This window comes from Streptomyces pseudogriseolus (genome assembly GCA_002154585.1).
Lineage (GTDB): Bacteria > Actinomycetota > Actinomycetes > Streptomycetales > Streptomycetaceae > Streptomyces > Streptomyces pseudogriseolus.
In genome coordinates this window covers 1-7,024 of the sequence record MUNG01000213.1, presented here as the reverse complement: position 1 = coordinate 7,024, position 7,024 = coordinate 1, and the positions used below count along the sequence as shown (strand labels likewise).

The following is a 7,024-nucleotide window of genomic DNA, read 5'->3' as shown; positions in this document are numbered from 1 at the left end:
CGGTCAGGTGAAGGGACCATGGCGTACACGGCACCGCGGACACTGCTCCGCACGCGGGATCGCGGCCAGGGCCGCCGGCACCCGCTGGTGGCGACGCTCATGGCCCTGCCCCTGGCGGTCCTGCTCCTCCTTGTCTTCGACGGGTGGGAGACGGTGACCACACAGGCGTCGTCCGGGTCCACGGGCATGCCGTACGGCCAGTACGTGACCGGGCGGCCGTGCAGTGCGGCGGGGGCCGGTGCGAGCGGAGGGAGCAGGACGCCGGGGAGCCGGGCGGCGACGGCCAGCCGGAGGGTCAGCTCCGCCGGGTCGGTGCCGGGGGCGTGTGCCTTGGCCACGGCGGCGGCGTGCCGTACGACGGTGGCGTCGTCGCGGTGGGCGAGGGTGGCCGCGGCGGCGCAGGAGCAGGCGGGGTCGCGGGCGTGGGCCGCCTCCGTGGCGCGGGCGGTCAGGGCGGGGAGGAGGTCCTCGGTCACGGGGTGAGGCTACGCGGGCCCGCCGGGCGCGTGCGCCGGGTGCCCGGTGCCGGGTGTCGAGTGCCAGGTGCCGGGCGCCAGGCACCGGGGAAAAGCAATGCCGGCGCAGCTCCCCAGCTGCGCCGGCATCTTGCCGTCCGCCGCACCCCCGTCCCCACGGGGTTTCATGGGTGGATGTCCCCGCCCGGACCGCTCTTCCGGGCCTGGGGTCGCTGGATCAGCGCCCCAGCATCTCGCCCACGGACGACGCCTGTGTGGTCACCGTCTCCCACCCGTCGAAGACAAGGAGGAGCAGGACCGCCAGGGGCAGGGCCATGAGCGTCGCCACCAGCGGGTGCCGGCGGCCCTGGCCGCGATCCCGCGTGCGGAGCAGTGTCCGCGGTGCCGTGTACGCCATGGTCCCTTCACCTGACCGTTTCTGTTGTCCTTGGCAGCGGCGGGCGTCCGACCTCGGGGGACGAGTGCTGCACCCGCCGCTTGACCTCAAATCTAGGGGGCCTGCGCTTTCGCCACGTCATGCCCTCGTACCGATCGGTGGGCCTCCCCGAGGATGAGCGGGGCCCCGCGCCGTACTCCCCTGGGTGGAGACGGCGTCCTACGCCTCGGGGACATCCCCGAGGGGACGGCCGGCGCGGCCCGCTCCCTCCGAGGTGTCCTGGCGAGGGACGGGCTGCTCCACCAGGGCGAGCACCCGGTTCGCCATGAAACGCGCCGTGCGCACCACAGCCCCGGTTCGGGTGACTTCGCTCACTTCGACCACCCCTCGTCGTACCGCCGTCTCGACCCTGCGCCCCGCCCGCGAGGCCACCACCTCGTACGTACGCGTGGTGTCCCCCGCGTCCACGACGATCTCGACCCTGTCACCCTTCACGCGATCAATCCCCCTTCGCTGTCGGGTGGTTGGGACCGGACGGGTCCGCCCTCGCGCGAACCCGGCCTGCTCACGCGCTCCCTGACCACTCTTCAAGTGTCCCACCGCCCACTGACAATCCGCCGGACGGAGAGGGCGCGGCCTCTGCGCACGGACGGCTGTGGAAACGTAAGCTGTGGCACGTCACAGGACCGGGCAGCGGGGATGAACATGGCGATGATGCGCCTGAGGCGCGAGGACCCGCGCGTCGTCGGCTCTTTCAGGCTTCACCGACGGCTCGGCGCGGGCGGGATGGGCGTGGTCTATCTGGGCTCCGACAAGAAGGGGCAGCGGGTCGCGCTGAAGGTCATCCGCCCCGATCTCGCGGAGGACCAGGAGTTCCGCTCACGGTTCGCCCGCGAGGTCTCGGCGGCCCGGCGCATCCGCGGCGGCTGCACGGCCCGGCTGGTCGCCGCCGACCTGGAGGCCGACCGCCCCTGGTTCGCCACGCAGTACGTCCCCGGCCCGTCGCTGCACGACAAGGTCGCCGACGAGGGTCCGCTCGCCGCCGCCGAGGTGGCCGCCGTGGGGGCGGCGCTCTCCGAGGGGCTGGTCGCGGTGCACGAGGCCGGTGTGGTGCACCGGGACCTCAAGCCGTCCAACATCCTGCTGTCCCCGAAGGGGCCGCGGATCATCGACTTCGGCATCGCCTGGGCCACCGGGGCGTCGACGCTCACGCATGTGGGCACGGCCGTCGGGTCGCCCGGGTTCCTCGCGCCCGAGCAGGTGCGCGGTGCGGCCGTCACGCCGGCCACGGACGTGTTTTCGCTGGGCGCGACGCTCGCGTACGCGTCGATGGGCGACTCGCCCTTCGGGCACGGCAGTTCCGAGGTGATGCTGTACCGCGTCGTGCACGAGGAGGCCCAGTTGCAGGGCGTCCCCGACGCGCTGGCCCCGCTGGTGCGGGCCTGTCTGGCGAAGGATCCCGAGGAGCGGCCGAGCACGCTGCAACTGTCGCTGCGGCTGAAGGAGATCGCCGCGCGGGAGGCGCAGGGACTCGCCGACGTCCGGCCGCCCGCGCCCCGCACCCCCGAGTCCGAGCGGGCGAGCGCACGGCTCGCCGACACCTACCCCGAGCGGGACGCGCGCCGGCAGGGCGGCAGGGCCACGTCCCCGCGTGACGGCTCCGCCTCGCGCGGCGGCGGCCCGTCCTCGCGGGGCGGCAGGAGCGTGCCCCCGTCCCGGGGCGGCGGGTCCGAGCGGAACGGGGCGCCGCCCCGCCAGGGCACGCCGGCCCGCCCCAGGCCGCGCACCGGCACGGCGTCCCGCAACGGAACCCGCCCCGGCACCGGCACGGGCGGCCGCCGCCCGTCCCCCCGCACCGGCCCGGGCCTGCGCCCGGCGAATCCCCGGCTGCTGCGGCAGCGACTGTTCGTGTTCGTGGTGGTGACGCTGGTGGTGGCGCTCGGCATCGCACTGGTGCAGGGGTGCCAGGGGCCGTCCTGAGGGCTGCTCTCACCGTCCCGCAGGTACCGGGCCGCTCAAGGGCCGCGGAGCCTCTACTCCTGGGGGCGGCCTGCCGTCACCGCGTAGAAGGCCACCGCCGCCGCCGCGCCCACGTTGAGGGAGTCCACGCCGTGGGACATCGGGATGCGTACCCAGGTGTCCGCGGCGGACAGGGCGCGGCGGGACAGGCCGGTGCCTTCCGCGCCGAGCATCAGGGCGACCCGGTCCATGCGGTGCGGTGCCGTCTCGTCGAGGGTGCGGGCGCGGTCGTCCGGAGTGAGGGCGAGCACGGTGAAACCCGCGTCCTGGACCGTCGTCAGGTCCTTAGGCCAGGTCTCCAGGCGGGCGTACGGCACGGAGAAGACCGCGCCCATGGAGACCTTGACGCTGCGGCGGTACAGCGGGTCGGCGCAGTCCGGGGAGAGCAGGACCGCGTCCATGCCGAGGGCGGCGGCCGAACGGAAGATCGCGCCGATGTTGGTGTGGTCGTTGACCGACTCCATGACGACGACGCGGCGGGCCGTGCGGAGCACGTCGGCGGGCTCCGGCAGCGGGCGGCGCTGCATGGAGGCGAGCGCGCCGCGGTGCACGTGGTAGCCGGTGACCTGTTCGGCGAGGGCGGGCTCCACGACGTAGACCGGCGCGTCGGAGCGGTCGATGACGTCCCGCATGACGTCGACCCACTTCCGCGTCAGCAGCATGGAGCGCATCGTGTACCCGGCGTCCCCGGCGCGTCGGACGACCTTCTCGCCCTCGGCGATGAACAGGCCCTCGGCGGGTTCGCGGCGGCGGCGCAGTTCGACGTCCGTGAGGTTCGTGTAGTCGTGCAGGCGCGGGTCGTCGGGGTCGTCGACGGTGATGATCTCGCCCATGTCAGGCGGCCGTCCCCTCCGGGCCGACGGCCACGACGTCGCCGATGACGATGACCGCCGGCGGCTTCACGTCCTGGGCGACGACGGTCTCGGCGACCGTGGCGAGGGTCGCGTCGACGCGGCGCTGGGCGGCGGTGGTGCCCTCCTGGACGAGGGCGACGGGGGTGTCCGGGGACTTGCCGTGCGCGACCAAGGTCTCGGCGATCCGGCCGATCTTGTCGACGCCCATGAGGATCACCAGGGTGCCGGTCAGCTTGGCCAGCGAGGGCCAGTCGACCAGGGAACGCTCGTCGTCGGGGGCGACATGGCCGCTGACCACGGTGAACTCGTGCGCCACGCCGCGGTGGGTGACGGGGATGCCGGCCGCGCCCGGCACGGAGATGGAGCTGGAGATGCCGGGGACGACGGTGCAGGGGATGCCGGCCTCGGTGAGGGCGTGCAGCTCCTCCATGCCCCGGCCGAACACGTACGGGTCGCCGCCCTTGAGGCGGACCACGGACTTGCCCTGCTTGGCGTGCTCGATCAGCGCGTTGTTGATGGCCTCCTGGGCCATGAACCGGCCGTACGGGATCTTCGCCGCGTCGATCACCTCGACGTGCGGCGGGAGTTCGGCGAGCAGGTCGCGCGGGCCGAGCCGGTCGGCGATGACGACGTCGGCCTCGGCGAGCAGACGGCGGCCGCGCACGGTGATGAGGTCCGGGTCGCCGGGGCCGCCGCCGACGAGGGCGACGCCCGCGGTGCGGGTGCGGTGGTGGGGGGCGACGAGGGTGCCGTCGCGCAGTCCCTCGACCACGGCGTCGCGGATGGCGGCGGTGTGCCGGGGGTCGCGTCCGCGCGCGTCGGTGGTGAGCACCGCCACGGTGACGCCCTCGCTGTGGCCGGTCGCCGGGGTCCAGGCCGTGGCCTGGTCGGCGTCGTCGGAGCGGACGCACCAGACGCGGTGGTTCTCCGCCTCGGCGGAGGCGGCCGCATTCGCGTCGGGGTCGCTGGTGGCGATGAGGGCGTACCAGGCGTCGGCGAGGTCGCCGTCGGCGTACGGGCGGCGGTGCCAGGTGATCTCACCGGCGTCCGCCATGGCTTCCACGGAGGGGGTGGCCTCGGGGGACACGAGGTGGATGTCGGCGCCCGCCTTGATCAGGGCGGGGAGGCGGCGTTGGGCGACCTGGCCGCCGCCGAGGACGACGATCCGGCGGCCGGTGAGGCGGAGGCCTACGGGGTAGGCGGGGTGTTCGGCCATGCGGGACGGCTCCTCTTGCGGCGTGCGGTAGCCCTGACGTGCGCGAATCTTAATGGCGCGGGAGTTTTGGCGGGTCCGGTGTCCGGTGGGTGGGCCAGGGGCGCCGGGTGACGGCTGGGGGGGTGGTCGTGCCCACCCGTTCCGCCCTGCGGAACGACTGCCCACGACCACCCGGCGTGTGCCCACGACCACCCGGCGTTGTGCCCACGACCACCCCCAGGCCTCTGAGAGGCAAGAGGCGCCTCTCTACTTTTCCGTCACGCCCGCCGAGTCGAAGGTCGCGACCTCGTGCATGGCGCGGGCCGTGCTCTGGACCAGGGGGAGCGCGAGCAGGGCGCCCGTGCCCTCGCCGAGGCGCAGGTCGAGGTCGACCAGCGGGCGCAGGCCCAGCTTGTTGAGCGCGGCCACATGGCCGGGCTCCGCGCTGCGGTGGCCGGCGATGCAGGCCGCGAGGACCTCGGGCGCGATGGCCCGGGCGACCAGCGCGGCGGCGCCGGCGCTGACGCCGTCCAGGATCACCGGCGTACGCAGCGACGCACCGCCGAGCAGCAGGCCGACGATGGCCGCGTGTTCGAAGCCGCCGACCGCGGCCAGCACGCCGAGCGGGTCGGACGGGTCCGGCTGGTGCAGCTCCAGCGCGCGGCGCACGACGTCGGTCTTGCGGGCGAGCGTCTCGTCGTTGATGCCGGTGCCGCGGCCGGTGACCTCCGCCGGGTCGGCGCCGGTGAACACGGAGATGAGGGCCGCGGACGCGGTGGTGTTCGCGATGCCCATCTCACCGGTGAGCAGGGCCTTGTTGCCGGCCGCGACCAGGTCGCGGGCCGTCTCGATGCCCACCTCGATGGCCTGCTTGGCCTCCTCGCGGGTCATCGCGGGACCGGCGGTCATGTCGGACGTGCCGGCGCGGATCTTGCGCGGCAGCAGTCCGGGCGTGGCCGGCAGGTCGGCGGAGACGCCCACGTCGACCACGCAGACCTCGGCGCCGACCTGGGCGGCGAAGGCGTTGCACACCGCTCCCCCACCGAGGAAGTTCGCCACCATCTGGGCGGTGACCTCCTGCGGCCATGGGGTGACGCCCTGGGCGTGCACCCCGTGGTCGCCGGCGAAGATCGCGACGGCCGCGGGCTCCGGGATCGGCGGCGGGCACTGCCGGGACAGCCCCGACAGCTGGGCGGAGATGATCTCCAGCATGCCGAGCGCTCCGGCCGGCTTGGTCATGCGCTTCTGGCGCTCCCAGGCCTCGCCGAGCGCCTTGGCGTCCAGCGGGCGGATCTGCGCGACGGTCTCGGCAAGCAGGTCGTGGGGGTCCTCTCCGGGCAGGGCGCGGCGGCCGTACGTCTCCTCGTGCACCACCCACGACAGCGGGCGGCGCTTGGACCAGCCGGCCTGCATCAGTTCGGGCTCGTCCGGGAATTCGTCGACGTAGCCGACGCACAGGTAGGCGACGACCTCCAGGTGCTCGGGCAGGTCCAGGGCGCGGACCATCTCCCGCTCGTCGAAGAAGCTGACCCAGCCGACGCCGAGGCCCTCGGCGCGGGCGGCGAGCCACAGGTTCTCCACGGCGAGCGCGGAGGAGTACGGCGCCATCTGCGGCTGGGTGTGCCGACCGAGGGTGTGGCGGCCGCCGCGGGTGGGGTCGGCGGTGACGACGATGTTCACCGGGGTGTCGAGGATGGCCTCGATCTTCAGTTCCTTGAACTGCTTGGCCCGGCCCTTGGGGAGCGTCTTGGCGTAGGCGTCGCGCTGACGCATCGCCAGTTCGTGCATCCGGTGCCGGGTCTCCTCGGAGCGGATGACGACGAAGTCCCAGGGCTGCGAGTGCCCGACGGAGGGCGCGGTGTGGGCGGCCTCCAGGACGCGCAGCAGCACCTCGTGCGGGATGGGGTCGCCGCGGAAGCCGTTGCGGATGTCCCGGCGCTCGCGCATGACCTTCAGGACGGCCTCGCGCTCGGCGTCCGCGTAGCCGGGGGCGGCCGGTCCGGACGGCTCCGGCCGCGGGGCGGGCTCCGGCTCGACGCCGGCGCCCTGGGTGTCCATGTCGTCGGCGTTCTGCGCGACCTCGGCCTCGGCGTCGGCGGCGGGC

6 protein-coding genes and 1 pseudogene are annotated in these 7,024 nt (G+C 74.3%); 1 reads left to right on the top strand and 6 read right to left on the bottom strand.

The annotated features are described in order from the left end of the window. The 3 genes and pseudogenes from CCN29_RS36035 to CCN29_RS19960 all read right to left on the bottom strand — a co-directional run. A pseudogene (locus CCN29_RS36035) lies at nt 1-476 on the bottom strand (hypothetical protein); the annotation flags it as partial. A 217-nt stretch (nt 477-693) separates the two neighbouring features. Beyond that, nucleotides 694-873 carry a hypothetical protein gene (locus CCN29_RS19965; protein ID WP_006130392.1) on the bottom strand — a complete coding sequence of 60 codons (180 nt, stop codon included), beginning with the start codon at nt 871-873 and terminating at the stop codon, nt 694-696. 198 nt (nt 874-1,071) lie between these two features. Beyond that, nucleotides 1,072-1,347 (bottom strand): DUF8836 family protein, encoded by a 276-nt coding sequence (locus tag CCN29_RS19960; protein ID WP_006130393.1) that lies wholly within the window; start codon nt 1,345-1,347, stop codon nt 1,072-1,074. A gap of 204 nt (nt 1,348-1,551) precedes the next feature. Between CCN29_RS19960 and CCN29_RS19955 the strand changes: the two genes are divergently transcribed. Next, complete coding sequence (locus CCN29_RS19955) at nt 1,552-2,832, top strand: serine/threonine-protein kinase (RefSeq protein WP_006130394.1); 1,281 nt, start codon at nt 1,552-1,554, stop codon at nt 2,830-2,832. 53 nt (nt 2,833-2,885) lie between these two features. Here the strand turns inward: CCN29_RS19955 and CCN29_RS19950 are convergent, their stop codons facing one another. The 3 genes from CCN29_RS19950 to cobT all read right to left on the bottom strand — a co-directional run. Next, nucleotides 2,886-3,704, bottom strand: coding sequence for a TrmH family RNA methyltransferase (locus tag CCN29_RS19950; RefSeq protein WP_006130395.1), 819 nt, complete (start codon nt 3,702-3,704; stop codon nt 2,886-2,888). Nucleotide 3,705: 1 nt separating this feature from the next. Further along, nucleotides 3,706-4,941, bottom strand: a complete 1,236-nt coding sequence (gene cobA / locus CCN29_RS19945) for a uroporphyrinogen-III C-methyltransferase (RefSeq protein WP_086683489.1) — start codon at nt 4,939-4,941, stop codon at nt 3,706-3,708. 246 nt (nt 4,942-5,187) lie between these two features. Beyond that, nucleotides 5,188-7,024: nicotinate-nucleotide--dimethylbenzimidazole phosphoribosyltransferase (cobT, locus tag CCN29_RS19940; protein WP_143661346.1), on the bottom strand; the 1,837-nt coding region annotated here is incomplete at its 5' end.

Bases quoted from the DNA above. Each gene is read 5' to 3' on its own strand.
- cobA (WP_086683489.1), bottom strand. From the start codon at position 4,941: ATGGCCGAACACCCCGCCTACCCCGTAGGCCTCCGCCTCACCGGCCGC.
- CCN29_RS19950 (WP_006130395.1), bottom strand. From the start codon at position 3,704: ATGGGCGAGATCATCACCGTCGACGACCCCGACGACCCGCGCCTGCAC.
- CCN29_RS19955 (WP_006130394.1), top strand. From the start codon at position 1,552: ATGAACATGGCGATGATGCGCCTGAGGCGCGAGGACCCGCGCGTCGTC.
- CCN29_RS19965 (WP_006130392.1), bottom strand. From the start codon at position 873: ATGGCGTACACGGCACCGCGGACACTGCTCCGCACGCGGGATCGCGGC.